The organism is Brevundimonas sp., assembly GCF_035626975.1.
Classification (GTDB): domain Bacteria; phylum Pseudomonadota; class Alphaproteobacteria; order Caulobacterales; family Caulobacteraceae; genus Brevundimonas.
This window is the reverse complement of sequence record NZ_DASPMQ010000049.1, coordinates 1-26,819: the sequence shown is the minus strand read 5'-3', so window position 1 is coordinate 26,819 and position 26,819 is coordinate 1. Positions and strand designations below refer to the sequence as shown.

The window sequence follows — 26,819 nt, the reverse complement described above, 5'->3', positions numbered from 1 at the left end:
CACGGTGGCGAGCGGGGCCGCCACCATGAAGATGATGAGCAGGACAAGCATGATGTCCACGAACGGCGTGACGTTGATCTCGCTGTTCTGCTCGATGGCGTACCTGCCGCCGCCGCCACCGGAGAGTTTGGCGGCCATCCGACTTACGCCCCCTTGTCGAGGTTACGCGACACGGCGTTCATCAGCTCGGCGTTGAAGCCGTCCGAACGGGTGCCGTACGCCGCGATACGGGTGTTGAAGTAGTTGTAGAAGATAACCGCCGGGATGGCCGCGAACAGGCCGATGCCGGTGGCCAGCAGCGCCTCGGCGATACCGGGGGCGACGACGGCCAGGTTGGTGGTCTGGGTGTTGGCGATGCCGATGAACGAGTTCATGACGCCGTAGACGGTGCCGAACAGACCGATGAACGGCGCGGTCGAACCGACGGAGGCGAGGAACTGCTGACCGCCCGACAGGCGCTTGGCCAGGCCGGATTGCACGGCCGAGACGGCGGCCTGGGCGCGGTTCAGCGCCGAGTCGCGGTGGTCGCCGGTGACCGAGAGGCCGGCCTGACGCGACAGTTCGACTTCGTCGGTGGCCGCGGCGGCCATGTCGGCCAGCGGGTTGCCTTCGAACTCTTCCGAGGTGGCCACGCGACGCATGTCGGCGATCGTGCGGGTCTGGCGGAAGGATTCGAGGAAGCGGTCGGTGGCGCGGTTCAGGGCGCCGAACTCGAAGATCTTGATCAGCAGGATCACCCAGGTGAACACCGAGGCGAGCAGCAGGCCGATCATGACGACCTTAACGACGATGTCCGCTTCCAGGAACATGCTGGCCGGGGTCATCTTGCCGTGGTCTTCACCACCGACCGCTTCGGGAGCGGCGGGTTCGGCGGCGGCCGGCGCGGGAACCGCGTTAGCCGGCGCGGCGGCGGGAGCCTCGGCGGCGGGAGCGGCCGGGGCGGTGGCATCCTGCGCGAGGACCGGCGTACCGGCCATCAGCACGGCGGCGCCGGCCATGGCCAGGAGGATGTTGGTCTTCTTGATATCGAGCATAGTTCGCCAGTTCCTGCTTTTTTGGTCTGACTCGTGGAACCCTGAGGAACGGCCGCAGACGACGACCGCCCCCCCATGAAAATCTCGTCTGCAGCCGGGGTTTTATGGAACCCCGGTCTGCGGAACGCCTCCTGACGCTTCCGGTTGCCTGTTGGCTTCCGGGGCGGTGTCGACGACCGCGGGCTTGTGGAGAAACCCGCTTTCGCCGACCGCTCGCCAAGGAAAGCGGTCAAGCTCCTTTGGCGAACGCATACCAGAGCGTCAAGTGCGCAACGGCGCTTTTCCCCTCGCGGGGGAGCCAGCGCGTTCGATGCCAAGAATTCAGGCCGAAAGCGACATTTTCATGATGGATGGACGTCGATGCCCGGCGAAGCCGAAAGCGATGGTGCCTGGGGGCGGATTCGAACCACCGACACGCGGATTTTCAATCCGCTGCTCTACCAACTGAGCTACCCAGGCGAGGCGTCCATTCGCGAGAGCGGCGTCTATAGGCGAGCCCTTTTCAGGTGTCCAGCCATCGATCGGCGACTTTATCCAGGACTCGCTTGTCCGGCGCGCAACGGTCGCCTACGGGACCGGCAGCACCCAGGGGGCCGGCTCGATGACGCGCGACAAACTGTTCATTCTCAAGCCGGGCTTTGCGGACCCGGCATTTCCGGGACAGGTGTTCTATTGCTGGCACTGCGTCCTGATGGAGGGGCTGATCGCGTCGTTCCCGGCGGCCTTGGGCTCCGTCGACGTGGAACGTATCGAATGGCCGCGTCCCCGGCAGGCGGTGATCGACCTTCTCGGTCCGGATCATCAGTCCCTGCCGGTCCTGGTCCTCGCAGATGACGCCCCCGCCGGCCTGGAAACCGGCCAGCATCAGGGCCGCCGCTTCGTGGCCGGCAAGGATGCAATTCTGAGAGCGCTCTCTGTGAGATGCGGGATTCCCGACCCCCACCCCTGATCGCCCGCGATTTCGCTCAATCGTCGTCCGGGTCGTCCGTCGGGACATCCCCGCCGCTGTCCGGCAGGACATATCCGCCGGTGAACCAGCGCTGCAGGTCCACATCGGCGCAGCGTTTGGAGCAGAACGGCCTGTAGGTCTCGTCCACCGGCCTGCGCCGGCAGATGGGACAGGTCGCCTTGGTTTCAGCCTTCATCGATTTCCATCCCGCCCGACAGGGCCTGATCGGCCTTCACCCGCGCCCGCGGGCCAAGCCGCGCCGCCAGCGCCTCCACCGCCGGGGCGACCGCGGGCGGGCAACGCAGGGTCAGCCAGGGCGCCGTCGTATTCTCCGCCAGCGCCAGCCTGAGCCGCCGCACGGCGTCGAGGGCCCGCGTCTCCAGGGTCGGCCGCCCGTCGGGGCCGTTCAGCCGCTCCTCGACCGGCGTGGTCCGCCACGGCAGCGACAGCATCAGCACGCCGAAGCGGTTGACCGGCCCGTAGGCGATCTCCGGATCGGTTCCGAACGCCTCCCGGGCCGCCGCCAGCATCGCCGCACCGTCGTGGCCGCTCCCGACGAGATCGATCGCGACCAGCCCGCCCCAACCCTTCAGCCGGATCATCCGGGCCGCCTGCATCAGCCCGTCCCGGTTCGCCCGCCCCTTGTCGCGCCGCCCCTCCCGGCCCGGCGTGGCGGCGTGATCGATGTCCACGGCGACCAGCGCCCGCGTCCGCTCCACGGCCAGACGCACGCCCAGGTGGCCGAACAGGCCGCCCGGCGCCAAGGCCTCCTCCTCCGCCTCGATCGCCGCCCGGATCGCCGCCGCCCCGGTCCGCGGCCCGACGCCCGGGACCAGCCTCGCCAGAATCTCGCTCACGGCCGGTGCGGGGCGCAGCAACCGCGGCTCGCCCTCCCCGGCCCCGATCAGTCGCAGGGTCGGCCCCTTAAGCTCGCGCGGTTCGGCCGAGACCTCGACCTCGACTTTCTGGCCCGCGGCAATCCGGTCGCTCTTGCGCAGAGGCAGAAAGCCGAACGGCTCCGCCGCGCCCAGATCGATGAAGGCGCCGCGCAGGCCGGCGTCGACCGTCGCCGCCCGGCCGACCGACCGCGCCCCGAGCCGGTGCTGAGGGACGTCGCTCTCTCGCTGAATCAGGAGGCTGTCGAAGCGGCCGTCCCGGACGATCACGCCCCGGGCCTCGCCGGGCGTCTCGTCCAGAAAGGCCTCGACCGCGCTCACTCCGCCCGCCAGCCGGCCCCGGCCAGCAGGTTGACCGTCTCGTGCAGCGGCAGGCCGACGATGGCGGGATAGCTGCCGACGATGCGGGTCACGAACGCCGCGGCCCGGCCCTGGATGCCGTAGCCTCCGGCCTTGCCCCGCCATTCGCCCGAGCCGACATAGGCGGCGATCTCGACCTCGGACAGCGCCTTGAACGAGACCCGCGCCTCGACCACGCGATGGCGTATCGCCCCGCCCGCCGCGACGGCCACGCCGGTGAAAACCCGATGATTGCGTCCGGACAGCAGTTTCAGGAAGCGGACCGCCTCGGCCTCGTCGGCCGCCTTCTCCAGCAGCCGGCGGCCCACCGCGACCACGGTGTCAGCGGCCAGCACCACGGCCTCAGGCGCCCGCGCAGCGACGACCTCCGCCTTGCCGCGCGCGAGGCGGGCGGCGAGCCGCGGCGGCGTCTCGTCCTTCAGGGGCGTCTCGTCGATGTCGGCGGGTTCGATGCGGTCCGGCGTGATGCCGACCAGCGCCAGCAACTCCACGCGGCGCGGGCTGGCCGACGCCAGCACCAGGTCAGGGCGAGTCACGCCCCGTCCTTACTTGAAGCGGTAGGTGATGCGGCCCTTGGTCAGGTCGTAGGGCGTCATCTCGACCAGGACCTTGTCGCCCGCCAGCACGCGGATGCGGTTCTTGCGCATCTTGCCCGCGGTGTGGGCGATGATCTCGTGGTCGTTCTCGAGCGTCACGCGAAACGTGGCGTTCGGCAGCAGTTCGCTGACGGTGCCGGGAAACTCGAGCAGTTCTTCCTTAGCCATGCGGCCTCTCGCGCCCAATGAATATGCGTCCGGGCGCGCGCCGGGCGGGAGCGCGCGTCGTCAAGGTGCGGCCTAATGCCTGAAAACGTCGGGATAGTCGAGATCAACCGCGCCGGTACAGCGCCGTCACAAGGGTGAACAGCCGCCGCGCCGTCTCGTGGTCGATGGCGATCTTGCCGTCCAGCCGCGCCTTCAGCAGGTCGGCGCCTTCGTTGTGCAGCCCGCGCCGGCCCATGTCGACCGCCTCGATCTGGCCCGGCGAGGTGCCGCGCAGCGCTTCGTAGTAGCTGTCGCAGACAGCGATATAGTCCTTCACCACCTTGTTCAGCGGGTTCAGGGACAGGCCGTGGGCCCTGGCGAAACCGGGGCCCGCGACGTCGAGCACGAGCCGCCCGTCCACCAGCGACAGCTTCAGCGTATAGGGCCCGCCGCTCGCGCCCACGGGCTCGAAGCTGTTCTTCTCGACCAGGTCGAAGATCGCAACTCGACGTTCATGCTCGATCTCGGCGGTGGCGGCCGGCAGGGTGGCCGGGTCCAGTTCGACTGACGACAGACGATGCTCGCTCACGCCGGCTCCGGCCCTTCGGCCAGGTGGGTGGGGGCGACCCGCGCGGGCCAGCGCTCGGACAGGTCGGTCAGCACCGCGTCGAGGCATTCGACGTCGATGCGCAGGTCGCCGCCGCCGGCGAACATCAGGATGACCCGGCCGCCCGGCGCCTCGCCCGGCTCGAAATCCATGGCCAGCAGCTCCAGCGCGTGCTCCGGCCCGCGCGGCAGGCGCCGGCTCTTGACCGACAGGACGTCGCCGAACTGCATCGCCGACATGACCCGCGTTCCGCCGCACTCCCAGCAGAAACGGCTCAGCGCCAGGGTCACCCGGCGCGCCTGCGGCTCCCAGACGATGTCGACCGGCCGCATGATGGCGTCCTGCAGCGCCGCCGAGATGATGTGCAGGTCGTCGGCGTCCTCGGCCAGCAGTCGCAGGGGTTCCGCGGCGGTTCCCGCCGGGGCGGTGCTGGTGTCGGCGGTGGACGCCTTAGTGGTCATGGTCCTCGCCCTTGATCCGGCGGATTTGCGCGCCGCAGGCTCCGAGCTTCTCCTCCAGCCGCTCGAACCCGCGATCAAGATGATACACGCGTCCGACCGTGGTTTCGCCCTCGGCGACCAGACCGGCGATCACCAGGCTGACCGAGGCCCGCAGGTCGGTGGCCATGACCTGGGCGCCGTGCAGGACCTCGACGCCCTTCACCACCGCCTCGCCGGCGTGGACATGGATGTCGGCCCCCAGCCGCCCCAGTTCCGGCGCGTGCATGAAGCGGTTCTCGAAGATGTTCTCGTGGATGACGCTCTCGCCGTCGGCGGTGGTCATCAGGGCCATGAACTGGGCCTGCAGGTCGGTGGCGAAGCCCGGATAGACTTCGGTTGCCACATTGACCGCCTTCAGCCGCCGCGCCGGGTCGCGCTTCACGATCACCCCGTCGTCGGTCGGCGTCACCTCGACCCCGGCCTCGACCATCTTGTCCGTCAGGGCCTGGATCAGGTCCGCGCGGCCCCGCGTCAGCCGCACCTCGCCCCCGGCCATGGCCGCGGCCACGGCGTAGGAGCCCATCTCGATCCGGTCGGGAATCACCGACCAGGTCGCCCCGCCCAGCGAGCCGACGCCGGTGATGACCAGCTCGTCCGTGTCGATCCCCTCGACCTTGGCGCCCATGGCCACGAGACAGCGGGCCAGGTCGCCGATCTCCGGCTCGCGCGCGGCCTTTTTCAGCACCGTCGTCCCGTCCGCCAATACGGCGGCCAGCAGGGCGTGCTCGGTCGCGCCGACCGAGACGAACGGGAACTCGATCTCGGCCCCCTTCAGCCCCTTCGGCGCGCGGGCGATGACATAGCCCTCGTCCAGCTCGATCTCGACGCCCATGGCGGTCAAGGCCTGCAGATGCAGGTCGACCGGCCGCGCCCCGATGGTGCAACCGCCCGGCAGCGACACCCTGGCCTCGCCGGTCCGGGCCAGCAGCGGCCCCAGCACGTTGAACGACGCCCGCATCTGGCGGACCAGGTCGTAGGGCGCGAAGGTCGATGTGATCCGCGCGGCATGGAACAGGGTCTCCTGCTCGCCGCCCCCGACCTCGGTGTGGCCGTTCTCCGCGACCTCGACGCCCAGTTCGCGCAGCAGCCGGCCGAGGAACTTCGTGTCGGCAAGGCGCGGCATGTTGGTCAGGCGTAGCGGCTGATCGGTCAGGATCGACGCGGCCATCAGCTTGAGGGCGGAATTCTTGGCGCCGCTGACCGGAATGGTTCCGTTCAGCCGGGCGCCGCCTTGGATGGCGATGCTGTCCATGTCGTCTCTACAGGCCAGCGCGGGGGCGCCGGGGGCCGGCTATCTAGCCCGGACGGCAGGGGTTGTGAAAGGCCGTCCGGCTGGCGCGGCCGATGACATTCAGTTGCTCGGCCTGGCGGGCTTCACGGCGCGCGCCGCCGCCTTGCGCCGCTTCAGATTGGCCCGGAGCGCCGTCGCCAGTCGTTGCGCGCGCGCCGTGGCGGGCGTCGTCGGCGGGGCCAGCGGGTCCGGCAGGCTGGGCGGCAAGTCCGGAAGGGGGGCCGGGATTTTCGACTCATCCATGGAGCGATGAGACCCGTGGACGAAGTTTTCCGCAAGCCGGGGAAATCGGGGCTTCCCCCTTTGTCCCCGGTTGGCTATAGGGCCGCTTCCTCAGTGACGGCCGCCGTAGCTCAGTGGTAGAGCGCATCCTTGGTAAGGCTGAGGTCGTGGGTTCGATTCCCCCCGGCGGCACCACTCAAGCAAAAGGCCCGATCCGCGGATCGGGCCTTTTGTCTGTGAGCGACCGAGCGGGCCGACCGTCCCCAGAATCACCCGGCCGGGGGCTGGGCCGGGGCCGGAGCCGCGGGCGCGGTCATCTCATCGCAGCAGTCATCCTTGCAGCAGCACCCGACGGCGCTTTTCGCGAAGGCCGCACCCGCGGCCAGCACGACCGTGGCGGCGACGGCGACGGCGATTTTCGTCCTGAGGGTCATGATCTCGGCTCCGGTCCAGCGACGCCGATGTCTACCACCAAAGTCGCAGCGGCGTAATCCGTCAGTCCTCGGCCGCCTGCAGCGGGCGGGTGGCCGGCCACCGATTCGGCGGCCCGTCCGGATGGGCCGGACGGCGCCCGAACTCCAGCGCGGCTCCGGCCTCGCGTCCGGAGAGGGCGTAGCCGCCGTCGGTGAAATATGGGTCGTGGCCGTAGGCGTAGTCCCCGTAGCCGTAGCCGTAGCCGTAGCCGTAGGGATAGCCGTTCTCGACCTGGCGGACGCTGATATCCAGCCGCCCGCTTTCCCCGATGGGCAGGGACATGGCCACGGCGTAGTCGCGATAGCCGCCGGTGCCGAAGCCGACGCTGACCTCGCCATGCGGCTTGCGGTCGTCGCGCCAGACGGGCGAGTCGCCATAGGGGGCGGACGGCGCCGGCGCGCGGGCCGCCAGCCACTGCGCGATCTGCTGGTCGGTGTTCAGGTTGTGCGATTCCGCCGACTGCGCGTCTCCGACCGAGGGCGCGACGGGCCCGGCGGTCGCGTCCAGGGCCACGGAGGTGGCCGGGGCGGTCGCCACCACGCTGTCCTGCTCGTCCCCGGGCTCGCCCTGCGGCGCGCCGGCAAGGACCCCGGTCATCAGCAGCGCGGTGATCAGCATGGGTTCGACTCCTGCGGAAAGCCTACCCTAGCCGCAAATGCGGCCAAGGTCAGGCCGAACCGTCGCCGCGCTTCAGCGGATCCGGCAGGGGCTCGCCCTCGGGGACGAAGGCGAGCGCCACGGAGTTGATGCAGTAGCGCAGTCCGGATGGCGGCGGACCGTCGGGAAACACATGGCCCTGATGGCTGTCGCAGCGGGCGCACCGCGTCTCGGTCCGCGTCATGCCGTGCGACCGGTCCGTCACCGCCTTCACGTGGGTCGGGTCGACCGGTGCGGTAAAGCTCGGCCAGCCGGTGCCGCTCTCGAACTTGGTCCCGGTCCGGAACAGCGGCAGGCCGCATTCGCGGCAGCAGAAGACGCCCGCGCGCTTCTCGCCCAGCAATGTCCCGCAGAACGGCGCCTCGGTCCCGTGGGCCAGCAGGACGCGCTTCTCCTCCGGCGACAGATCGGCCTCCAGTCTGGCGCGCTCGGCCTCGTCGGGCGGAGTCAGGTCGAAGCCCGAGGGCGAGCGCAGCGTCGGGGCGATGTCGGTGTCGGTCATGCAGGGCAAATAAGAAGGGCCGGGCAAGGGTTCCACCCCTGCCCGGCCCGAAGTCCGTGCACCGCGCTCAAGTAGCGAAGCGCGGTAGCGCTACTGGAACAGCGTCCCCACCCAGGTGCGCACGGCGGCCTCGTCGGCCGGGTTGCCCGCATAGGCCAGGCCCTGCGCCGGCGTGAAGGGCTGGTTGTTGCCGCGCTGACGCGAGATCCACGCCTTGTGGCCATAGCTCAGGTCCGCATAGCTCGACGGCAGGCGCAGCAGGGTCTGCTCGACGAAGATCGAGTCGGTCGCCGTGGTCGAGCCGGCGATGCGCACGTTCGGGAGCTTGGACACCAGGTCCAGGGTGTCGAGGCAGCCGCCCGAGCAACCCGCGTCGACGAGGACGACCACCGGCCCCTGGACGGGGTTGGCGGCGCCCGTGTCGGCCACCACGGCGCGGCCGGGCAGGGTGAAGGTCGGCTGGCCCGCCGCGATGGCGGCGTCGAAGGCGGCGACGATCTCGCGGGTCTGCTCGATCACCGGCGTGGCCTCCTGGACGAAGCGCGGATCCGCTTCCATCCGGCCGAGGGTGTCGGCGTACCACTGACGATTCCCCGGCGTGGCGCGATAGGTGATGTCGCCGGCGGCCGGCTGGCGGCTGACGGTGAACTCGGGCGTCCAGATCCGGTTGGCCATGCCGTAGCCGCGCGCGGTCGAGGTGTAGATCGAGGAACCCGAGGCGCCGCGCAGGTCCAGGACGAAGCCCTGGGGCCCACGCAGGGTCGCGGCCTGGCCCTCGAGGGCGCTGTTGAAAGCGTCCCAGCCGGCGCTGTCGGCGAACGAGTGGACATTGACCCACGGGCGGCCGTTGACGGTCTCGATCGACAGCGGGGTCGGGCCGGGGGTGTAGAGGGTGGCGCGGTAGGCCGCCTCGAGGTCGGCGGGGACCACCGGCACGGGCTTCAGCTCATAATCCCGCTCGCGGCGGTTCCCCACCTTGAACTTGCAGGTCGAGGGCGTGCCGCCGGCGTACGGGTTGTTGCGGTTCCACAGCAGGTAGGGCGCGCTGGAGACCCGGCCGGCTTCGGTGTTCAGGTCGGCTTCCCACAGGTCCAGCTTGGCGCGCGAATACTCCTCGATCGGGGTGAGGTTGCATTCGGTGACCACGGCGCCGAGGGGCGGCAGGCCGCGCACGCCCCGCTGGACATAGGTCACCACATACTGGCCGTTGCGCCAGCCGGTGGCGAGGCCGGGCCAGCTGGTGGCCGTGAACCGGTCGGCGGACGTCTCATAGCTGGGGCGGATGACGATGTTCGAATCGCGGAAGCCGGCGGCGTAGTAGCGCAGCAGATAGGCGTGGCTGGAGCCGCTGGTGGACTGACCGGCCTTGGACAGGGCCTGCTGCAGGCCGGCGTCGACCCAGGCGCGGAAGGTGTCGCTGGCCTGCCCGGGCACCACCGGAGCCGGATGGTTGGCGGCCAGTTCGTCATGGGCGGCCTGCAGGTCCTGGCGCGCCAGCGCCCGGAAGTCCTGCGCGACAACGGAGCCGGCGCCGAGCGCCAGGGTCAGGGCCGCGATCGCGGCGACGGGAAGAATACGGGACATCAAGTCTGGCTCCGGGCCGTGGAACAGGGAACGGGCAGCGTTAAAGCCCATACGGGCAGGCCTTGCCAAGCCCGCACCCCATCCGGATGAACGCCCCCGTTGGTTTACTCGCCCGGGATCGCGGCCTAATCGGGGCGGCGCCCTCATCGGCGATCACGTTCGCTTCAGAGTCCTGACACGCATGTTCTCAAAGATCCTGATCGCCAACCGCGGCGAGATCGCCGTCCGCATCGTCAAGACCTGCCGCCGCATGGGCATCGCCACGGTGCAGGTCTATTCCGAGGCCGACGCCGGCTCCCTGGCCGTCGAGATGGCCGACGAGGCGGTGTTGATCGGCCCCGCCCCGGCCAACCAGTCCTATCTGCTGGCCGACCGGATCGTGGAGGCCGTGCGGCAAACGGGCGCAGAGGCCGTCCACCCCGGCTTCGGCTTCCTCAGCGAGAACGCCGGCTTCGCCCGCCGCCTGCGCGACGAGGGCATCGTCTTCATCGGTCCCCACCCCGAGGCCATCGAGGCCATGGGCGACAAGATCAGCTCCAAGAAGCTGGCCGCCGAGGCCGGCGTCTCCACCGTCCCTGGCCACATGGGCCTGATCGAAACCACGGAAGAGGCCGTCCGCATCGCCAATGAGATCGGCTATCCGATCATGATCAAGGCCTCGGCCGGCGGCGGCGGCAAGGGCATCCGCGTCGCCCATTCCGACGCCGACATGGCCGAGGGCTTCGCCGCCGTGAAGGCCGAGGCGCTGGGCGCCTTCGGCGACGACCGCGTCTTCCTCGAGAAATTCATCATCGACCCGCGCCACATCGAAATCCAGGTGCTCGGCGACAAGCACGGCAATGTGGTCCACCTGTTCGAGCGCGAATGCTCGATCCAGCGGCGGAACCAGAAGGTCATCGAGGAAGCGCCCTCCCCGCTGCTCGACGAGGCCACCCGCGCCGCCATGGGCGCCCAGGCCGTCGCCCTCGCCAAGGCCGTGAACTACGACAGCGCCGGCACCGTCGAGTTCGTCGCCGGGCAGGACAGGTCGTTCTTTTTCCTTGAGATGAACACCCGGCTGCAGGTCGAGCATCCGGTGACGGAGCTGATCACCGGCGTCGACCTGGTCGAGCAGATGATCCGGTCGGCGTGGGGCGACAAGCTGGCCTTCCAGCAGAAGGACCTGGCCATCAACGGCTGGGCCATCGAGAGCCGGATCTATGCGGAGGATCCCTACCGCGGCTTCCTGCCCAGCATCGGCCGGCTCGTCCGGTACGAGACGGCGGAGGAAGGCCCCCACCCCGACGGCTATACCGTGCGCAACGACTCCGGCGTCCGCGAGGGCGACGAGATCAGCATGTTCTACGACCCGATGATCGCCAAGCTGTGCGCCTGGGGCCCGACCCGCGACGCCGCCATCGACGGCATGGCCCGCGCCCTCGAGGACACCCACCTGCAGGGCGTCGGCCACAACGTGCCCTTCCTCGCCGCCGTCATGGACCAGCCGCGCTTCCGCTCGGGCCAGATCTCGACCAGCTACATCAAGGACGAGTTCCCCGACGGCTTCCACGGCCTCGCCCCCGACCGCCGCCAGACCGACATCCTGATCGCCGCCGCCGCCGCCATGAACGAGGTCCTCACCGAGCTCTCGGGCGACCCCTCGCACCGCACCGACTGGATCGTCCTGATCGGCGCCCTCAGCGGCCACGGCGAGGCCCACGGCGTCACCCTCGGCTACGACGACGACGAGGCCCTGACCCTCGAGCTGGCCGGCGAGGACCGCGCCCTCCAGCTCTCCGACATCGACTGGCGCCCCGGCCAGGCCCAGTTCCGCGCCACGCTCGACGGCGAGCCCTTCACCGCCGAGGTCGCCCGCGTCGCCGACGGCTTCGTCATCCGCCACCGCGCCGCCCGCGCCCGCGTCCGCGTCCTGGCCCCGGCCGTCGCCGCCCTCTACGCCCGCCTGCCGGAAAAGGTCGCCGCCGACACGAGCAAGCTGATCCAGTCCCCCATGCCCGGCCTCGTTGTCGCCATCCCGGTCGCCGTCGGCCAGGAGGTCAAGACCGGCGAGACCGTCGCCATCATCGAGGCCATGAAGATGCAGAACATCCTCAAGGCCGAGCGCGACGGGGTGGTCAAGGCGGTGTCCGCCAAAGCCGGCGACCCGGTGGCGGCGGACGACGTGCTGGTGGAGTTCGCCTAGGTCTGATTAGCTTCCCGCTTCCGGGGGAAGCGCGATGAGTCTGAAAGACACGCTGTTCAGCTTTAAAGGCCGGCTGCGCCGCCGAGACTGGTGGTTGGCCGCGATCGGTGTCGGCGTGACCCAGAGTCTGGTCGCCGCCATGCTGACGCAGATCGTCCTCGGACCAGCGGCCTACACCATGAGCGACGCCTTCGCCGGTGAGCCGCCGGTTCTGGACCCGCGTCAGACGATGATCTCGGTCGCGGTCGCCTTGCTCTTTATCTGGCCGAGCCTCGCGCTGGCGACGAAGCGGACGCACGATCGAGACCGAAGCGCCCGCCTGACCGTCGGCGTTCTCATCGCAGTCTGGATTCTGAGTTTCGCGCCCGGCTCAATCTACGACCTGATGGTCAGCGGCCGATGGGTCGAGACGCCGCTCGACATCGCTCTGGCCGTTCTCGGCGCCGGCGTGACCCTCGCCAAGCTCTGGCTCTTTATCGTCCTCGGCGTCATTGACGGCACAAAGGGCCCCAACCGGTTCGGTCCTTCGCCGAAGGGCGCCGGCGTCGAGCCGACCGAGCGGACGGCGCTCCGCCCCTAACCCGCCCCCGCCTCCACCGCCGGAGCCTTCGCATAGGCCGCCGACAGCCGGCGGTAGTACCCCGAGTTCCACGCCAGCACCGTCGCGATCAGCCCCAGCACGCCCGCCACGGTGAACACCAGGGCGATGCCCCGCTCGGGCCCGCGCCCGTACCAGTCGCCGATCAGGTCCGCGCCCCACCCGTCGGTCATCAACGGGATGAAGACGAACTGGGCCAGGGGCGCGATCAGGAAGGCCGTCAGGGGCGAGGCCGCCTGCTCAACCGACTGGGCGAAGCCGAACACCCGGCCCTGCCGCCCGAACGGGACCACCTTCTGCAGCGTGGTGTGCTCGGCCGCCTCGGCATAGGGCCCCAGCAGCATCCAGATGAAACAGCCCACACCCAGCAGCACGATCGACGACTGGATGGTGAACAGCGCCGCCGTCGCCCAGCAACCCAGGTTGACCAGCACCAGCGTCCGCAGCGGATTCCGCCCCAGCCCCGTCTTCGCGATGATGATCCCGCTGAGGATGAAGGCCGTCGACACCACGGCCCACATCAGCCCCCAGGCCTGCACCGGCATCAGCGACAGGCCATAGGCGTCCATCAGCGCCATGAAGACGCCGCCGAGGAAGTTGTTGAAGGCGCCGAACAGGATCAGGGCGAACAGGCCCGGCACGGCCCCCACGACCTTCATCGTGCCCTTCAGGTCCACCCGCTTGCGCTCGCCCGACGCCGCGCGCGCCGCCTTGGGGTCGGGCTCGTCCACCCGCACGAACCGCAGGTGCGCGAAGACCACTACGGTCAGAACCAGGGCGAACACCAGCGTCCACACCATGCCGCCCCGGGCGACCAGCAGGCCGCTGATCACCGAGGTGGTCAGAAAGCCGATCCCGGTCACCATCCCGACCAGCCCGTTGGCCCGGTCGCGCCGGTCCGCCGGGACCAGCGCCGTGACCAGCGTCGGCAGGGCGATCGAGCGGATATTGCCGGCGATGACGCCCAGCATGGCCACGCCGATGAACAGCCACAGCCACACGCCCGCCACCTCGGCGAGGCTGCCCTCCGGCGCCGCCTGATGCACGGCGAAGGCGGCGCCGTACAGCGCCAGCGACGCCAGGCTCGAGCCGAGCATCACCCTCTTCTTGCGATGATGGTCGACCAGGCTGCCGAACCAGATCGCGAAGCCCGCGGTCAGCACCAGATAGACCCCGGCGATCATCCCGGTGGCGAACACCGACCGCGTCTCCAGAAACGTCCAGAAGGTCACGGCGAACCACACCGTGAAATTGGTGATGTTGGCGACGAGGTTGTTGACCAGCAGGTGGCGGAAGGCGGGAGGCATGAGCCGGCTCGCGAGACGGGGAAAGGCGCGGTTATGGCAGGCGGGACGACGGGGGGGCTAGAGGGGCGGTCAGCGCAGCGGCCCGGGCCCCCGCGGCGGCGGACGTTGGGCTTGGTGGTATTTGAGCCGGGGGGATGGGGTCACAGCCGCGCCGAAGACGGCCGCCTGACATGGGCGTCGCAAATGCATGGCAGGCGAAGCGCGGCGCGGCGTGTCAGGGAACCCGGTTCCGCTCGGCCAGAATCCGCTCGCCGAACGGCTTGGATATCAACGCCTTTTCGACCCGCCACAAGGCTTCAAACACGTCGGCGTCCGCTTCGTCGAGAAGGCGCCGAAATGCCGGAACGAAGGCCTCCCTGGCTTCGAGGAGCCTGACGGCCTGCTGTCGCCCGTCTTCCGTCAGCGACACGATCGTGCGGCGCCTGTCGCCGGGGTCGGTCTCCGTCGACACCAGGCCGAGCGCCCTCAACGCCTTTACGTATTTGTTGATCAGCGGGTGAGACTGCGTGGTGGTCGTCGCGATGCTCATGACCGACTGCGGGCCGCGCTCGTAAAGAAGGTGCACCACGGAGACCATATTGGGCGGCACGATCAGCCCGAAGTCTTCGAAGACCTCATCACAGGCCTCCACGAACCGGTTGCTCAGCCGGCGCAGGATATGCGGCAGCCAGATGATTCCCTGGGAGTGGATGAAGTCGTCCATGCGCCATCGTAGCGGCCATCCACCCCGCTTGCACCCACTTATGATCCGCGTTACGTAACTCGTTACCTTGTTTCACTGGAGGACGTTCCGTGCGGATCTTCGCCATGATTCACCGGGCGGTGCGTGCAAGTCTCGCCGTCGCGCTGTTCTCGTTCGCCTGCCCGGCCCCGACGGCCGCCATGGTCGGCGATCCGGGACTGGAGGCCGCCGCCCGGATCATCGATGCCGAAGCGGCCCGGCATCCGAATGGAAGCATGACCGTCGCCATCGTCGTGCGAGGGGATCTGGCATGGGTGCGGAGCTACGGCTTTGCGGATGCGCAGGGTCAGGTCCCCGCCACGCCCGACACCGTCTACCGGATCGGATCGATCACGAAGCAGGTCACCGGTTTCGCCTTGCTGCGGCTGGTCGCGGACGGAGGCGCAAGGCTTGACGACCCGGTCGTGCGGCTTGTCCCCGAACTCCGTGCGGCGCTCGGCGACCCTGCGGCCCCGGTGGACCTGCTGGCGCTGGCCACCCATCGGGCGGGACTGGCGCGCGAGCCCGACGACCCGGACCACGTCTACTCGACGGGCCAGATCGATCAATGGCGCGCCCTGGCCAGCGAGGCGCTTCAGCACACCCGGGCGCCGTTCGCGCCAAACGACCGGGGACGCTACTCCAACATCGGCTACGCCGCCCTCGGACTGGCGATCGAACGCGCGTCCGGGTCGCCCTATGTGGATTTCGTCCACGACCGGATCACGGCGCCCCTCGGGATGTCCTCCACGACCTTCCACCTGGACGACGACGGGCTGGCGCGGTTGGCGGTCGGATATCGATCCAGCGCCGGGACGGACACGGCGGAGGCGGCGTCCGAGGTGGCCGGAGGGCGCGGCTACCGGGTTCCGAACGGGGGGCTGTTCTCCACCGCCGCCGACCTGGCGCGGTTCATGGCTTTTGAGATGGGCAAGGCCCCCCGGTCGCCGATCCACCCCGCGCTCGTGGCGGACAATTTCAACCGGCGCTACCCCGCGGTCGACGGCGGCCTGTTCGGCGTCGGCTTCGCGGAAGTCACCTACGGCCAGCGCCGGCTTGTTGGTCACAGCGGCCTGACCACCGGCTATGCCTCATCGGCCTATTTCGACCCCGACGAACAGATTGGCGTGATCTGCCTCGGCAGCGCGGAAGACATGTGCCAGTCCAGATTCATCGACGTCTATGCCGCGCTTTCTCCCGCCTGGCTTCCGGTCGCCGAGGCCAGACGAGCAGAACAGGCCGCCATCGCCCTGCGCGTGCGCGAACAGCAACCCTATGAACAGGGCGAGGCGGTCCTTCGCCAATTCATCGCCCGTCTGGCCGACGGCCGTCCGGACTATGACAGGCTCGGCCCCGTGCTCGGCGACGCCGTTCGCGACAACCTCGCCCTGCTTCAGGGCCAGTTCTCCGCCCTGGGCCCGGTTCACTCGATCGAGTTCGCGGGCGTCGAATCCGGCGGCGCGGACGTTTACCGGGTGCGGTTCGCCGATAGCGCCATGGAATGGAGGATCACGCTGACCGGGGAAGGCGTTCTCGAGACGGCCACCATGCGGCCGGCGCCCTGACCGGCACGCGACGCCGGTCCACAGGGTCCGGGGCCGTCAGCTTCGCCCATCAGCGCGTCGAAGGCCCCGCGTGGTGGTTGCGGCCTGCCCTTTGGTTGAGCGCCACGACCCGCATCCCCAGCCGCCCTCTTGACTCATTTCGACGTTTAGCTAAACGTCTTTGCATGAGCCACGTCTTCAAGGCCCTTTCCGATCCCACCCGCCGCCGCGTGCTGCAGCTGCTCCGCCAGGGGCCGATGAGCGCGGGGGAGATCAGCGACCGGTTCGAGGTCTCCAGACCGACCATGTCGGCCCATTTCGCGGTGCTGAAGGAAGCCGACCTCGTGCATGCGGAGAAGGCCGGCAAGTCCGTGATCTATCACCTGAAGCTGTCGGTGCTTGAGGAAGCGCTGCTGGGCTTCGTCCATTCATTCGGCGGCGGCGCCGAGGCGCCCGCCCCCGCCCCCCCGGAGGAGACGACACAATGAGCCAGATGAAGACGGAAATCCTGCCCAGCCTCGCCGTCGCCGGCGGGCTGATCGCCCTGGCGCTGGGCGCCACCGCGGCCCGCCAGCAGGGCTATATCGACGGCGATACAGTCACGCGGCTGGTCATGGGGGCGACCGGGTTGATGGTCGCCTGGGCCGGCAACCGGGCCCCCAAGGCCTTCGTCCCCGATCCGCGCGGGCGGCAGGTCACGCGGGTGGCCGGCTGGTCCCTGGCGCTGAGCGGGCTGGTCTACGCCGGGCTGTGGGCCTTCGCCCCCTTCCCGGTGGCGCTGTGGGGCGGCTGCGGCGCGATCGTGGCCGGAATGGCGGTCACGCTGGCCTACTGTCTGTCGCTGCGGAAGCGGTCGAAGACCGGCTGAGACCCCGGCAATCAGCGCACGCCGCCCTTCCTTACGCCAGCGCCGCCCGCGCCCGGATGATCACGTCCACCCAGTCGTGGAACGCCTGCGCCAGCTTCTCCACCAGCTCCCTGAGCGGCCCGTCCTTCAGCCCCCCGTCCGCGTCGAAGTTGTCGTCCGTGACATGCGCCAGATAGGCCTCGGGGTGCTGCATCACCGGCATGTCGAGGAAGACGCAGGCCTGGCGCAGCTGGTGGTTGGCCCCAAAGCCGCCGATAGCGCCGGGCGAGACGCTGACGATGGCGGCGGGCTTCTTGTGGAAGACGCTCTGGCCGTAGGGGCGCGAGCCGACGTCGATGGCGTTCTTGAGCACGCCGGGGACGCCGCGATTGTACTCCGGCGTGACGAACAGCACCCCGTCGGCGGCGGCGATCTGCTCGCGGAAGCGGGTCCAGGCGGCGGGCGGGTCGGCCTCCAGATCCTGGTTGAACAGCGGCAGGTCGCCGATCTCGACGATGGAGCAGTCGAGGCCGTCGTCGCGGATGGCGCAGATCGAGCGGGCCACCTTGCGGTTCCGGCTCTCCCTGCGCAGGCTGCCGGCGACGATGGCGATGCGGTGGCGGGTCATGGGGCGGAAACCCGCCAGACGGACCAAGGTTCGCGGACGCGGTCACAACTGCCGGATCCTCGGCCCCCGCTCCCCCTCCGGCGCGTCGATCAGCAGGTCGGTGATGGCCCACACCAGCGCGTCCGCCCGGTCCAGGCTCCCCGCCGCCTCCATCTCGCCGCCGAAGGCCATCAGCTCCTCCTCCAGCGCGTCGAACGCCCCCGCGTGGTGGATGCGGCCCTGTTCGTAGAGGGCGGCGACGGGTTCGGCGCGGACGTATTTGCCGCGCGTGGCGTGGACCTCGCGGATCTTCAGCGTGTTTCCGGCGGTCTTGAGCACCGCCCTGACCATGTCGCCGCCCTGGTTGACCTCGGCGACGAGGGCGGAGGCCCCGAACTCCGCCGCGAGCGCGACGGCGCGGCGCGCCCAGGCGTCGGGGCCGAGGCCGGCGATCGAGCGGTCGGCGAGGACGACGGCGCAGCGCACGCCGTCGGGGCGGCGGTAGCTGGCGCCGGCGATCAGGCCGCAGGCGGCGCCGCCGGCGGTGGCGGTGGGGTCGATGGCGACCACTGTCCGCTCATAGAAAAGGGAGGTCGGGCGCGCGTCTCCTTCCCCCTTCGAGGGAGAAGGAAGCGAGCCGTCGGCTACCGGCGTCGCCCGCGCCCGCTGCATCATCTGCGCCGTGAACAGCGCCCCGTCCAGTTCGACGATCTTCCCTTCCAACTCCTGCGCCGCCCGCCGCGTGCCGCCGTAGAGGGCGTGGAGGCCGTCGAGGAAGCCGGCGGACAGGTGGGCGGTGTTGTCGGCGGTGGGGGCGTGGCTGTGGGCGCAGGTCGCCTCGTCGCGGAGGCGGACGAGGGCGCGGGTGGGGCGGGGGGTGGTGGTGACGACGAGGCGGGGCGCCGCCGCGTCCGGCCCCGGCAGGCGCAATCCCATCCTGAGAAGCGCCAGCGTCTCCGCCGCGCCCCTCGGCCCGGAGCCGCGCCAGGCGCAGAACTCGTCGGCCCAGGCGGCGCTGAACTGGGGGCCGCGCAGGCTGTCGGGGTCCTCGGCCGAGAAGGCGTAGGCGAGGCAGCCGTTGGCGAAGACCAGGCGACGGCGCGAGGCCTGGAATTTGGGGCGGGTGGCGCGGGTCCAGCGCGGCAGGGAGCGGATGCCGCTGACGCCCTCGATCATCACCTCGCGCACGTCGTGCAGGGTCGGGCCGATCAGGGCCAGGCGGCCGCCGGGGCCGAGCGCCCCGGCCTGGTCGGCCAGCCAGCTGGCGCCCGCGAGGGTCTTGCCGGCGCCGCGGCCGCCGAGGAACAGCCAGGTGGACCAGTCGCCGGCGGGCGGGCGCTGGGAGGTGCGGAGCTTGAGCGGCGGGCCGTCGGGGGCGTCTTCGTCTTCCGTCTCGCTCCCCGCCCCTCCGCTCCGGGCTGAACGCCCGATCAGGACCCGACGGACCATCTCCACCATACGCAACCGCCGCGTGACCTCCAGAAAGTCGTCGACCCGCGCCCGGTCGTCGGCCTGGGCCAGCAGCGTCGCCACGGACCGCTCGGGATGCCTGGTGTCGAGGACGAAACCCTCCCGCCCGCAGGCCAGCAGCACCCGCCCGTCTTCCCGCACCTCCACGATCAGCGGCGGCGGCCCCTTGCGCAGGGTTGGCGCACCCACGTCGCGTTTCCGCTTCCCCGCCGCTTTCGCCTGCCTGTAGATCGCGCTGGGCGAGACCCTGTATTCCGCCGCCAGCGCCTTGATCGGTTCTCCCGCAACATATCGGTCCAGCAGCGCCCGCCACCGCGCCGGGCTCATTCCCGACGGGCTTTGCTTGTAGGGCTTGTCATCCGGCCACTCCGCCTTCGCCGCGGTGTCCGCCCTGTGATCCGTCCTGTGCGCGTTCCTTCTCATCCCCCCATTGTCAGGCGCCCGCTTCCTGTGGCGGGTTCAGGACGCTGGGCGAAGGGTCGGGACGAGGAAAATCAGGGGCTTGGCCGGAATTATTGTGATGGCTGGCGGCGGATTGTCAGCACGGCGCCGGGCCCCGGCGGCCGGTATTCAACCGCCCGGCCGCCCGCTAGGGTTCCAGACCGGCGCCCTGGCCGATAAAGGGCGTGGTTGATGAGGGCGTCGATGATCCGGGACTGGCCGAGCGAACTAGCCCAAGCCCGGGCCGCCCGGGCCGCGGGCGATCCCGCCGGCGCGGCGCGGCGGCTGTCGCCGGCCATGGCCGACCCGGCGGCGCCGGACGAGGCGCTCAGGCTGCTGGCGGCGTCCCTGCGCGCCGGGGACCGGACCGGCGACGCCATCGCGGTTCTGGAGGCGCTGGTGCGGCGCCAGCCGGCCAGCACGGTCGCCGAACACAATCTGGCGGCGGCGCTGGGCGACTGCAGCCGCGCGCGGGAGAGCGAGCAGGCCGCCCGGCGGGCGTTGGCCAAGGGCGGCCGGGCGCCCGAGACCTGGCTCGTCCTCGGGCGGGCGCTGACGGCCCAGGGCCGGCTGGACGAGGCCGGGGAGGCCTTCCGCTCGGCCCTGCGGCTGCGCGAGGACTTCCTGCCGGCGTTCCGCGACCTGGCCCAGCTGGTCTGGATGCGGGACGGCGATCTCGAGGCTCTGACCGCGACGCTGGCGCCGCTCGCGGCCCTGGCGCGCGGCCGGGAGGACGCCGCCCTGCTGCTGTCGTCGATCCTGCGCGACACGGCCGGCGACCGGGCGGCGCTGGACAGCCTCGGGCCGTGGCTGGAGCGCGGGTCGGTCGAGGTGGCGCTGGCGGCGGCGGCGGCGGCGTCGGGGCTGGACCCCGCCCTGGCCCTAGGGCACGCCCGGCGGGCCCTGACCCTCGCTCCCTCGGACCCGCGCGCCGGGCTGGGCGTCGCGGCGGCCGAGATCGCCTGCGGCGAGCCCACGGCGGCGGGCGCCCGGCTGGAGCGGCACCTGGCGCGCGATCCCGGGGACCAGTACGCGCGGGCGCTGCTGCTGACGGCATGGCGGGTGGCCGGCGACGCGCGGGCCCTGACCCCGGCGGACTATGAGCGACTGGTCCAGGTCTACCGGCTGGAGAGCGGGGACGCGGCGGACCGCGCGGCGTGGCTGGCGCGCACGGCGGCGGCGCTGCGCCGCCTGCATCCGTTCCGCTCGCACCCCTTCCAGCAGTCGGTCCGGCACGGCGCCCAGTCGATGATCGATCCCCGCGCGGCCGGCGATCCGGACATCGACCGGCTGTTCGAGGCGCTGCGGGCTCCCATCGACGCCTATGTCGCCGGGGCGGACGGCTGGCGGATGTCCGGGGCCTGGTCGGTGAAGCTCGCGGCCGGCGGACGCCACACCGACCACGTCCACCCCCGCGCCTGGATATCCTCGGCCGTCTATATCGAGACGCCGCCCGAGGTGGATGCCGGCGGCCATGCCGGCTGGCTCCGCTTCGGCGCGGCGCGGATCGGCGCCGCCTTCGGCCTGCCGGCCGAGCATTGGGTGCGGCCCGAACCGGGGACGCTGGTGCTGTTTCCGTCATATCTCTGGCACGGCACCGAGCCGTTCGACGGGCCGGGCGAACGCCTGACCGTGGCCTTCGACCTCCAGCCCGGGCGTGGCGCATGATCCCTGACCATCCGGACTTCGGCATCGACCCGTCGCTCGACGGCGGGCGGCTGGCCCCGATCTTCAGCCGCTTCGGCCGCCTGCACCTGCCGGGCTTCCTGCGCGAGCCGGGGGCGAAGGCTCTCGTCGCCGCCCTGTCCGGGGCGGACGGCTGGACCATGTCGACCATGGGCGGAGGGTCGACGGTCGACATCCCGGTGGAGGCCTTCACCGCGGCGGACGAGGCGGCGCGGACGGCCCTGATCGCCTCGGCGCACGGCGAGGCCAGGTCGGGCTTCCACTATCTGTTCCACAGCCTGCGGATCAGCGATCTCGTCGAGTCCGGCGCGCCCGTCCCGCCGGCGCTGGCGGCGCTGTACGAGTGGCTGAACGGCGAGGCCTTCCTGTCGTTCGCCCGGGCCCTCTCGGGCGACCCGGAGCTCGCCTATGTCGACGCCCAGGCGACCCGGTACCTGCCGGGCCACTATCTGAACGAACACGATGACGAGAAGCCGGGCGCCGGACGCCGGCTGGCCTATGTGCTCAACCTGACCCCGACGTGGCGGCCTTCGTGGGGCGGGCTGCTGGGCTTCCTCGACGCCGACGGGCACGTGGCCGAGGCCTATACGCCGGCCTTCAACGCCCTGAACCTGTTCCGCGTGCCGCAGCCCCACATGGTTTCGCAGGTCGCCGCCTTCGCCGGAGGGCCGCGGCTGTCGATCACCGGCTGGATCCGCACGGGACGCTGAGCGCAACCGGCTGGGTTGGACGCGGTCCAACCCAGCCCGGATTTCGCTCCGGTTTGATGTCGCCCAAACAGAAACGGCGGGGCCGAAGCCCCGCCGTCCTGTCTTGTCGTCGCGAAGTCCGGATCAGAACTTGGCGGTCAGGCCGATCGTGTAGCGGCGGCCCAGGGTGTCATAGGTCGACGGATCGGTGTTCGCCTGCACGCCCGGCGAATAGACCGCCGGCTCTTCGTCCAGGAGGTTGTTCACCGTGGCGCGGAGCGACCAGTTCTCGGTGACTTCCCAGCTCGCGTTGAGGTCGAAGTAGTCCTTGGCCTCGATCTCGTTCGTGGTGCCGAACTGGGTCATCTCGCCGACATGACGCCAGCGGGCGCCGACGCCGAAGGCGCCGTTCCGCCAGTTCACCGAGCTCAGCGACTTCCACTCGGGGAAGGTGTTGCCGAACACGCTGTCGATGGTGCCCGTGCGGTCGATGACCGGAGCGCCGGCGAACGCTTGACCGTCGCGGTTCTCGAGCCAGCCGACGATCACGTTGAACGACAGGCTGCCCCAATCCGGCATGCCGATGTCGGCCAGAACCAGGTTCCAGTCGAACTGGCCGTCGATGCCCGAGGTGTTGAGCGTCGCCAGGTTGGCGTTGGTTTCACGGGCGTCGATGACGCTGCCCGACAGCGGATCACGCTCGAACAGCTGGCAGAAGAAGTTCGACGCGTCATAGGTCGGGTTCTGACCCTGGGCGTTGTAGCAGCCCTGCAGCATCGACGAGGCGCCGATGGTGCCGATCGCATCCTCGATCGAGATGTCATAGTAGTCGATCGAGGCGGACAGGCCCGACAGCCAGGCGTTGTCGAACGGCGAGTTGATCACGACGCCGACCGTGAACGAGTCCGAGGTTTCCTCGAACAGGTCCGGGTTGCCGCCGGTGAAGCCGGGCACCTGGTTGTTGGTGTACTCGTAGGCGTCGACGGCCGCCGGCGAAATGCCCTGCGCGATACACAGCGCCCGGACCTGGGCGGCGTTCGCCCCGGTGCGATAGCTGCTGCGGATGTCGCAGGGATCACCCGACAGGCCGGTCGACGACGGCGCGCCGATCGACGGGAAGCTGGTGTTGATCGGAGCGAACAGTTCGCCGATGGACGGCGCCCGGACGGACCGCGAGACGCCACCGCGGACGCGGAGGAAGTCGGTGACCTCCCAGTCCAGGTCGGCGCGGTAGGCGTCGATGCCGCCGACGGTGCTGTAGTCCGAATAGCGATATCCGAGCGTCAGATCCAGTTGCTGGATCATCGGGATATTCGTCAGCAGGGGCACCAGGAATTCGGCGAAATACTCAACCGAGTTGGTCGAGCCCGAAAGCGGCTGGCTGGGGTTGAAGCCGGCGATCTCGGAGCCGCCGGTGGTGCCGCCGTCCGGGCGGGTGACGATCGGGTTGATGCGGGCCAGCGAGGCGTCGGGAACGAACTTGAAGTTGTCTTCGCGATACTGGATGCCCGCGGCGAAGCGGAGTTCACCCGCCGGCAGGTCGAACAGGCCGCCTTGCAGCGAGGCCTCGACGACCCTTTGGTCCTGCTCGGTCACGTTCTGCGACGTGCGCGAGATGTACGCGATACACTCGGGCGACATATCGGACAGGCCCAGGAAGTCGAAGCCGCCGGCGCACAGCGACGCGCCGCCGTCCGCTGCGTCGAGCAGGGTCTGAACCGCGGAACGGGAGACGTTTCCGGTCTGGACCGTCACGCGCTCCACGCGGCCGAGCTGGGCGTAGATGTCATAGGTCCAGTCGCGCAGCCCGACCAGGTCGCCGCGAACGCCGACCGTGCCCTGGAAGACGGTGTAGTCTTCGGTGCTGTGACGACCGCCGATGTCGGTGAAGCGCTTGTCCAGGCGGAAGGAGTTGCCCGGAAGGGGACGCGAGGCCAGGAAGGCGGCCAGGTCCGGCGAGATGAAGGGGTTGGTCACCGGCACGCGGAAGCCGGTGGTCGAGGCGGCCGGGGTGGCGGCCAGTTCCTGCGAGGATTCATACTGGGTGAACAGCAGGTTGCCGTACACCTCGGCGCCCGCGTTCAGCTCGTAGTTGGCCGACGCATAGGCGTTCCAGCGATCGAGCGGCAGCTGCAGATAGTTCAGCGGACCGGTGTTGTAGGCCCAGTTGCCGCCGGGGGTGTTGAAGCCGTCAAAATCGATGCCGCCGGGGCTCTCGAAATTGCGCGTCCCCGAATAGCTGAAGATCGAGCCGCTGTCGTTGAAGCCGAAAGAGCCGGTCCGGGCGACGGTCGCGCCGAAATAGCCGTTCACGAAAGCCTGCGAGGGCAGGTTGTTGGAGTCAAACACCGTGCTGCCGAGCGGCGAGGTGCCCGACGGGCCGGAAATGGCCGAGAATTCCCGCTCGCGGTTGTAGATGAACTCGCGCGTGGAGCGCCCGAGGGACAGGACCGCGTTGCCGCGGCCGTCGGCGATATCGCCGCCGACGGTCACCGAATAGCTTTCGGTCGCGCCGTCGCTGCGGTCCGTGACGCCGTACTGGGCGTCGAACTGCACGCCCTCGAAGTCCTCGTCGAGAATGAAGTTGGCCACGCCCGCCAGGGCGTCGGAGCCGTAGGCGGCCGAGGCGCCGCCCGAGATGACCTCAACGTTGCGGATCAGGGCCGTCGGAATGATGTTGACGTCGACCGCGCCGGTCGAGTTCGACGGGATGATGCGCCGGCCGTTCATCAGGACCAGCGTGCGGGCCGTGCCCAGACCGCGAAGGTTGATGTTCGCCTGGCCGCCGTTGGACGGGTTGTTCGAGGTCTGGTTGATCGACGGCACGAACTGCGGAAGGTCGTTGATCAGCGTGTCGATGGTGACCGAACCGGTCGCCTGGAAATCTTCCGCCCCGACGGTCACGATCGGGCTCGTGGACGTGTAGTCCTGACGCGCGATCCGCGAGCCCGTGACGACGATGTCGTCGACGGTGGAAGCCTCTTCCTGGGGCGTGCCGGGATCCTGAACCGTGGTCTGGGCGGAAACGCTGGTCGCCGTCAGCGCCATGGCGGCGACGACGCCGCCCAGCATGGTGGTCCGCAGCAGCTGTTGCCTGGTCCGGTATGAGTACACTTGCCGTCCTCCTGATAGGCGTCGCAGATTCGGGGGTCCCTCCCCCACGGCGCGCCGATGCCGCATATCAGGCAGAATGCCGTCTCCTGTCACTAACGGTTACGGTGCCGCAACGAAGCGGACGCCAATCTGTCTCATTTCCGCCACGCTTGTTTCCCCGGGAGCGGGATTCCGTCGCGGTGGGGGCGGTACGGGCTCCTCCGGCCCTGTCTCCATGGAGCCGCGGCCCGGTCAGGCGGCCGCGACGACGGCGCAGGTCCCGGCCTGCGCGCCCGTCGGTCAGCCCGCCGGTCCGGACAGGCGCACCGAATAGATGTCGGCCATGGCCCCGTCCGTCTCCTCGCCGCGAGGCATGCTGGCGAAGCGGATTTCGTCCCCGTCCGTCGAGAAGGAGGGGGTGAAGTTGAACCGCCCTATATTGATGTGAGGCGGCAGGATCGCGGGTTCGCTCCAGCCCGCGGACGAGCGGTGGGCGATGTGCAGCAGGCCCTCGCCGTCGACCAGTCTCCAGAACAGGGCGGTCGCGCCGTCCCTGCTCAGGGTGAAGTCGCTCTCGCTCTGCGCGGTGAGGAACGGCCCGTCGATGAGCCTCGCGGGTTCGAAGCCGCCGTCCTTCATCCCGGCCTGGTAGATGTCGAGGCCCCCCGGGCCGCTGCGCCGCGCGGACGAGAAATAGAGCGTCTCCCCGTGCAGCTCGGGTCCGAGCTCCTGCCCGCGACTGTTGACCTCCGGGCCGAGGTGTTCGGGCTCGGACCAGCCGGCGGCGGTGCGGTCGACCCGCCAGATGTCATAGTCCTGACGATCCGCCTCCCGACCCGGCGCGGGACGCGTCGAGATGAAATAGATCGTGCGGCCGTCCGGCGTGACCCACGGATCCGAATCGGCCCAGGCCGGGTCGGAGAAGGCCATCCTGCGCGGCGCCGCCCAGCCCCCGGCCCCCCGTTCGGCGGAATAGATCGCCGCCTGTGCGAAATCCGCCCCGGAACGCGCCAGCACCGCGAACCGCCCGGCGTCGTCGAGGCTCAGATTGTAGTCGCTGAGATCGGACGAGAACTCGTCCAGCCGTTCGGCATCCGGGCCCGCGGCCAGGCCCATGACGACGGCCAGTATGAAGAGTGTCGTCATGGGTTCGGCTCCTTGTCCGCTGGATGGTCGGACCGGGAAGCCGGCGTCGCCCTGGGACTCCTCCCTGAAGGGATTTCGGGCGAATCTCAACCGGCCTTGCCGCCGGCCCCTACCGCCCCCCGCCGAGCAGCTCCGACCAGCGCCAGCGTCCCGTCCCGAACACCACCCGCGGGCCGCCGGCGAAGCTGATCAGCACCAGGCCGCGCATCGGCTGGCGGCGGCAGGCCTCCGGCGCGAAGGCGACCTCCAGGGCGATGGCCTGGCGGACCCCGGCCAGGCCCTTGCCCGCCTGGCCCGGGGTCTGGATCCAGTCGCCGTCCCAGACCAGCAGGGCCCGGCCCTGGCCGCCCGCGCGATACGCCTCGGCGACGGCGGCGCGGACCTCCGGATCGGCGCGCAGGGCGTCCTGCAGCCGGCCGATCATGTCGCAGCCGGCTCCGGCGCCGTCCGGACCCGGGCCGCCCCCGGACCCCTGACCGGTCCCCTGCCCCGATCCAGGTCCCTGGCCGGAGCCCGAGCCGGCGGTCATGGCCCCGGCCAGCTGGGCGTCGCTGAGGGTGGCGAAGACCGGGACGGGCGCGGCGACCGCGGCCGGCAGCGGCTCGACCTCGGGCGGCGGCGTGGCGACCACCCGGGCGGCGCGGGGAGCCGGGCGAGGCGGCGCGGGCC

Annotated in this window: 28 protein-coding genes, 2 tRNA genes and 1 pseudogene; 9 read left to right on the top strand and 22 right to left on the bottom strand. The window is 70.2% G+C overall.

Features of this window, described 5'->3' with window-relative positions; all coding sequences use genetic code 11:
- The 3 genes from VEB62_RS13025 to VEB62_RS13015 form a co-directional block, all read right to left on the bottom strand.
- Positions 1 to 138 (bottom strand): biopolymer transporter ExbD (locus VEB62_RS13025; protein WP_324800393.1); only part of this gene is annotated, 138 nt, incomplete at its 3' end.
- Between the two features lie 5 nt (positions 139 to 143).
- On the bottom strand, positions 144 to 1,034 hold the full coding sequence (exbB, locus tag VEB62_RS13020; protein ID WP_324800390.1) for a tonB-system energizer ExbB: 891 nt from the start codon (positions 1,032 to 1,034) through the stop codon (positions 144 to 146).
- A gap of 383 nt (positions 1,035 to 1,417) precedes the next feature.
- Positions 1,418 to 1,493 (bottom strand) — tRNA-Phe (locus tag VEB62_RS13015).
- A 142-nt stretch (positions 1,494 to 1,635) separates the two neighbouring features.
- On the opposite strand from VEB62_RS13015, the gene VEB62_RS13010 reads away from it, so the two are divergent.
- Positions 1,636 to 1,983, top strand: a complete 348-nt coding sequence (locus VEB62_RS13010) for a DUF3088 domain-containing protein (RefSeq protein ID WP_324800388.1) — start codon at positions 1,636 to 1,638, stop codon at positions 1,981 to 1,983.
- 16 nt (positions 1,984 to 1,999) lie between these two features.
- Here the strand turns inward: VEB62_RS13010 and VEB62_RS13005 are convergent, their stop codons facing one another.
- From VEB62_RS13005 to VEB62_RS12970, 8 genes are all read right to left on the bottom strand, one after another.
- Positions 2,000 to 2,179, bottom strand: a complete 180-nt coding sequence (locus VEB62_RS13005; protein WP_324800385.1) for a DNA gyrase inhibitor YacG — start codon at positions 2,177 to 2,179, stop codon at positions 2,000 to 2,002.
- Entirely contained in the window at positions 2,169 to 3,200 is a 1,032-nt protein-coding gene (locus VEB62_RS13000) for a S1 domain-containing protein (RefSeq protein WP_324800380.1), read from the bottom strand. The genes VEB62_RS13005 and VEB62_RS13000 overlap by 11 nt, the downstream gene beginning before the upstream one ends.
- On the bottom strand, positions 3,197 to 3,775 hold the full coding sequence (locus tag VEB62_RS12995; RefSeq protein ID WP_324800377.1) for a Maf family protein: 579 nt from the start codon (positions 3,773 to 3,775) through the stop codon (positions 3,197 to 3,199). The genes VEB62_RS13000 and VEB62_RS12995 overlap by 4 nt, the downstream gene beginning before the upstream one ends.
- Before the next feature lie 9 nt (positions 3,776 to 3,784).
- The gene (gene infA / locus VEB62_RS12990; protein ID WP_008261544.1) at positions 3,785 to 4,003 is read right to left on the bottom strand and encodes a translation initiation factor IF-1; all 219 of its coding nucleotides are present in this window, start codon (positions 4,001 to 4,003) and stop codon (positions 3,785 to 3,787) included.
- 103 nt (positions 4,004 to 4,106) lie between these two features.
- Positions 4,107 to 4,571 carry a UPF0262 family protein gene (locus VEB62_RS12985; protein WP_324800354.1) on the bottom strand — a complete coding sequence of 155 codons (465 nt, stop codon included), beginning with the start codon at positions 4,569 to 4,571 and terminating at the stop codon, positions 4,107 to 4,109.
- Positions 4,568 to 5,050 carry a DUF2948 family protein gene (locus VEB62_RS12980; RefSeq protein ID WP_324800352.1) on the bottom strand — a complete coding sequence of 161 codons (483 nt, stop codon included), beginning with the start codon at positions 5,048 to 5,050 and terminating at the stop codon, positions 4,568 to 4,570. Before VEB62_RS12980 ends, VEB62_RS12985 begins: the two co-directional genes overlap by 4 nt.
- Positions 5,040 to 6,341 (bottom strand): UDP-N-acetylglucosamine 1-carboxyvinyltransferase, encoded by a 1,302-nt coding sequence (murA, locus tag VEB62_RS12975; protein ID WP_324800350.1) that lies wholly within the window; start codon positions 6,339 to 6,341, stop codon positions 5,040 to 5,042. Before murA ends, VEB62_RS12980 begins: the two co-directional genes overlap by 11 nt.
- A gap of 99 nt (positions 6,342 to 6,440) precedes the next feature.
- On the bottom strand, positions 6,441 to 6,623 hold the full coding sequence (locus VEB62_RS12970; protein ID WP_324800347.1) for a hypothetical protein: 183 nt from the start codon (positions 6,621 to 6,623) through the stop codon (positions 6,441 to 6,443).
- Positions 6,624 to 6,722: 99 nt separating this feature from the next.
- Here VEB62_RS12970 and VEB62_RS12965 point away from each other — a divergent pair.
- A tRNA-Thr gene (locus VEB62_RS12965) sits at positions 6,723 to 6,797 on the top strand.
- 74 nt (positions 6,798 to 6,871) lie between these two features.
- Here the strand turns inward: VEB62_RS12965 and VEB62_RS12960 are convergent.
- From VEB62_RS12960 to VEB62_RS12945, 4 genes are all read right to left on the bottom strand, one after another.
- Positions 6,872 to 7,036, bottom strand: a complete 165-nt coding sequence (locus VEB62_RS12960; protein ID WP_324800344.1) for a hypothetical protein — start codon at positions 7,034 to 7,036, stop codon at positions 6,872 to 6,874.
- A gap of 61 nt (positions 7,037 to 7,097) precedes the next feature.
- Complete coding sequence (locus tag VEB62_RS12955) at positions 7,098 to 7,694, bottom strand: hypothetical protein (protein WP_324800341.1); 597 nt, start codon at positions 7,692 to 7,694, stop codon at positions 7,098 to 7,100.
- Between the two features lie 49 nt (positions 7,695 to 7,743).
- A complete protein-coding gene (gene msrB, locus VEB62_RS12950; RefSeq protein WP_324800337.1) occupies positions 7,744 to 8,235 on the bottom strand; it encodes a peptide-methionine (R)-S-oxide reductase MsrB in 492 nt (163 codons plus the stop codon).
- 90 nt (positions 8,236 to 8,325) lie between these two features.
- Positions 8,326 to 9,819 carry a hypothetical protein gene (locus tag VEB62_RS12945; RefSeq protein WP_324800335.1) on the bottom strand — a complete coding sequence of 498 codons (1,494 nt, stop codon included), beginning with the start codon at positions 9,817 to 9,819 and terminating at the stop codon, positions 8,326 to 8,328.
- Positions 9,820 to 10,000: 181 nt separating this feature from the next.
- Between VEB62_RS12945 and VEB62_RS12940 the strand changes: the two genes are divergently transcribed.
- Positions 10,001 to 12,001 (top strand): acetyl-CoA carboxylase biotin carboxylase subunit, encoded by a 2,001-nt coding sequence (locus VEB62_RS12940; protein ID WP_324800332.1) that lies wholly within the window; start codon positions 10,001 to 10,003, stop codon positions 11,999 to 12,001.
- A 34-nt stretch (positions 12,002 to 12,035) separates the two neighbouring features.
- Entirely contained in the window at positions 12,036 to 12,581 is a 546-nt protein-coding gene (locus VEB62_RS12935) for a DUF805 domain-containing protein (RefSeq protein ID WP_324800330.1), read from the top strand.
- Here VEB62_RS12935 and VEB62_RS12930 read toward each other — a convergent pair.
- Together VEB62_RS12930 and VEB62_RS12925 are read right to left on the bottom strand one after the other, a co-directional pair.
- Positions 12,578 to 13,906 carry an MFS transporter gene (locus VEB62_RS12930; RefSeq protein WP_324800328.1) on the bottom strand — a complete coding sequence of 443 codons (1,329 nt, stop codon included), beginning with the start codon at positions 13,904 to 13,906 and terminating at the stop codon, positions 12,578 to 12,580. The two genes, VEB62_RS12935 and VEB62_RS12930, sit on opposite strands and share 4 nt — an antisense overlap.
- Before the next feature lie 214 nt (positions 13,907 to 14,120).
- On the bottom strand, positions 14,121 to 14,609 hold the full coding sequence (locus tag VEB62_RS12925) for a MarR family winged helix-turn-helix transcriptional regulator (RefSeq protein WP_324800324.1): 489 nt from the start codon (positions 14,607 to 14,609) through the stop codon (positions 14,121 to 14,123).
- A gap of 89 nt (positions 14,610 to 14,698) precedes the next feature.
- On the opposite strand from VEB62_RS12925, the gene VEB62_RS12920 reads away from it, so the two are divergent.
- From VEB62_RS12920 to VEB62_RS12910, 3 genes are all read left to right on the top strand, one after another.
- Complete coding sequence (locus VEB62_RS12920; protein WP_324800321.1) at positions 14,699 to 16,192, top strand: serine hydrolase domain-containing protein; 1,494 nt, start codon at positions 14,699 to 14,701, stop codon at positions 16,190 to 16,192.
- A gap of 164 nt (positions 16,193 to 16,356) precedes the next feature.
- Entirely contained in the window at positions 16,357 to 16,659 is a 303-nt protein-coding gene (locus VEB62_RS12915; protein WP_324800318.1) for an autorepressor SdpR family transcription factor, read from the top strand.
- Positions 16,656 to 17,039, top strand: a complete 384-nt coding sequence (locus tag VEB62_RS12910) for an ammonium transporter (protein ID WP_324800316.1) — start codon at positions 16,656 to 16,658, stop codon at positions 17,037 to 17,039. Before VEB62_RS12915 ends, VEB62_RS12910 begins: the two co-directional genes overlap by 4 nt.
- A gap of 31 nt (positions 17,040 to 17,070) precedes the next feature.
- Here VEB62_RS12910 and VEB62_RS12905 read toward each other — a convergent pair whose 3' ends face one another.
- Positions 17,071 to 17,646 carry an NADPH-dependent FMN reductase gene (locus VEB62_RS12905; protein ID WP_324800313.1) on the bottom strand — a complete coding sequence of 192 codons (576 nt, stop codon included), beginning with the start codon at positions 17,644 to 17,646 and terminating at the stop codon, positions 17,071 to 17,073.
- A gap of 42 nt (positions 17,647 to 17,688) precedes the next feature.
- Positions 17,689 to 19,422, bottom strand: a complete 1,734-nt coding sequence (locus VEB62_RS12900; protein ID WP_324800310.1) for a terminase large subunit domain-containing protein — start codon at positions 19,420 to 19,422, stop codon at positions 17,689 to 17,691.
- Positions 19,423 to 19,740: 318 nt separating this feature from the next.
- Between VEB62_RS12900 and VEB62_RS12895 the strand changes: the two genes are divergently transcribed.
- Positions 19,741 to 21,204: a putative 2OG-Fe(II) oxygenase gene (locus tag VEB62_RS12895; RefSeq protein WP_324800307.1), complete on the top strand. Its 1,464-nt coding sequence runs from the start codon at positions 19,741 to 19,743 to the stop codon at positions 21,202 to 21,204.
- The gene (locus VEB62_RS12890; protein WP_324800305.1) at positions 21,201 to 21,932 is read left to right on the top strand and encodes a 2OG-Fe(II) oxygenase; all 732 of its coding nucleotides are present in this window, start codon (positions 21,201 to 21,203) and stop codon (positions 21,930 to 21,932) included. The genes VEB62_RS12895 and VEB62_RS12890 overlap by 4 nt, the downstream gene beginning before the upstream one ends.
- Positions 21,933 to 22,055: 123 nt before the next feature.
- Here VEB62_RS12890 and VEB62_RS12885 read toward each other — a convergent pair whose 3' ends face one another.
- The 3 genes and pseudogenes from VEB62_RS12885 to VEB62_RS12875 all read right to left on the bottom strand — a co-directional run.
- The gene (locus VEB62_RS12885; RefSeq protein WP_324800302.1) at positions 22,056 to 25,025 is read right to left on the bottom strand and encodes a TonB-dependent receptor plug domain-containing protein; all 2,970 of its coding nucleotides are present in this window, start codon (positions 25,023 to 25,025) and stop codon (positions 22,056 to 22,058) included.
- A 279-nt stretch (positions 25,026 to 25,304) separates the two neighbouring features.
- A complete protein-coding gene (locus tag VEB62_RS12880; protein ID WP_324800299.1) occupies positions 25,305 to 26,150 on the bottom strand; it encodes a TolB-like translocation protein in 846 nt (281 codons plus the stop codon).
- 109 nt (positions 26,151 to 26,259) lie between these two features.
- Positions 26,260 to 26,819: pseudogene (locus tag VEB62_RS12875) on the bottom strand (hypothetical protein); the annotation flags it as partial.

Excerpts from the sequence above, each read along its gene's own strand:
- exbB (WP_324800390.1), bottom strand. The coding sequence starts at position 1,034 with ATGCTCGATATCAAGAAGACCAACATCCTCCTGGCCATGGCCGGCGCC.
- VEB62_RS13010 (WP_324800388.1), top strand. The coding sequence starts at position 1,636 with ATGACGCGCGACAAACTGTTCATTCTCAAGCCGGGCTTTGCGGACCCG.
- VEB62_RS13005 (WP_324800385.1), bottom strand. The coding sequence starts at position 2,179 with ATGAAGGCTGAAACCAAGGCGACCTGTCCCATCTGCCGGCGCAGGCCG.
- infA (WP_008261544.1), bottom strand. The coding sequence starts at position 4,003 with ATGGCTAAGGAAGAACTGCTCGAGTTTCCCGGCACCGTCAGCGAACTG.
- VEB62_RS12980 (WP_324800352.1), bottom strand. The coding sequence starts at position 5,050 with ATGACCACTAAGGCGTCCACCGCCGACACCAGCACCGCCCCGGCGGGA.
- murA (WP_324800350.1), bottom strand. The coding sequence starts at position 6,341 with ATGGACAGCATCGCCATCCAAGGCGGCGCCCGGCTGAACGGAACCATT.
- VEB62_RS12970 (WP_324800347.1), bottom strand. The coding sequence starts at position 6,623 with ATGGATGAGTCGAAAATCCCGGCCCCCCTTCCGGACTTGCCGCCCAGC.
- VEB62_RS12960 (WP_324800344.1), bottom strand. The coding sequence starts at position 7,036 with ATGACCCTCAGGACGAAAATCGCCGTCGCCGTCGCCGCCACGGTCGTG.
- VEB62_RS12955 (WP_324800341.1), bottom strand. The coding sequence starts at position 7,694 with ATGCTGATCACCGCGCTGCTGATGACCGGGGTCCTTGCCGGCGCGCCG.
- msrB (WP_324800337.1), bottom strand. The coding sequence starts at position 8,235 with ATGACCGACACCGACATCGCCCCGACGCTGCGCTCGCCCTCGGGCTTC.
- VEB62_RS12945 (WP_324800335.1), bottom strand. The coding sequence starts at position 9,819 with ATGTCCCGTATTCTTCCCGTCGCCGCGATCGCGGCCCTGACCCTGGCG.
- VEB62_RS12940 (WP_324800332.1), top strand. The coding sequence starts at position 10,001 with ATGTTCTCAAAGATCCTGATCGCCAACCGCGGCGAGATCGCCGTCCGC.
- VEB62_RS12935 (WP_324800330.1), top strand. The coding sequence starts at position 12,036 with ATGAGTCTGAAAGACACGCTGTTCAGCTTTAAAGGCCGGCTGCGCCGC.
- VEB62_RS12930 (WP_324800328.1), bottom strand. The coding sequence starts at position 13,906 with ATGCCTCCCGCCTTCCGCCACCTGCTGGTCAACAACCTCGTCGCCAAC.
- VEB62_RS12925 (WP_324800324.1), bottom strand. The coding sequence starts at position 14,609 with ATGGACGACTTCATCCACTCCCAGGGAATCATCTGGCTGCCGCATATC.
- VEB62_RS12915 (WP_324800318.1), top strand. The coding sequence starts at position 16,357 with ATGAGCCACGTCTTCAAGGCCCTTTCCGATCCCACCCGCCGCCGCGTG.
- VEB62_RS12910 (WP_324800316.1), top strand. The coding sequence starts at position 16,656 with ATGAGCCAGATGAAGACGGAAATCCTGCCCAGCCTCGCCGTCGCCGGC.
- VEB62_RS12905 (WP_324800313.1), bottom strand. The coding sequence starts at position 17,646 with ATGACCCGCCACCGCATCGCCATCGTCGCCGGCAGCCTGCGCAGGGAG.
- VEB62_RS12900 (WP_324800310.1), bottom strand. The coding sequence starts at position 19,422 with ATGAGCCCGGCGCGGTGGCGGGCGCTGCTGGACCGATATGTTGCGGGA.
- VEB62_RS12895 (WP_324800307.1), top strand. The coding sequence starts at position 19,741 with ATGATCCGGGACTGGCCGAGCGAACTAGCCCAAGCCCGGGCCGCCCGG.
- VEB62_RS12890 (WP_324800305.1), top strand. The coding sequence starts at position 21,201 with ATGATCCCTGACCATCCGGACTTCGGCATCGACCCGTCGCTCGACGGC.
- VEB62_RS12880 (WP_324800299.1), bottom strand. The coding sequence starts at position 26,150 with ATGACGACACTCTTCATACTGGCCGTCGTCATGGGCCTGGCCGCGGGC.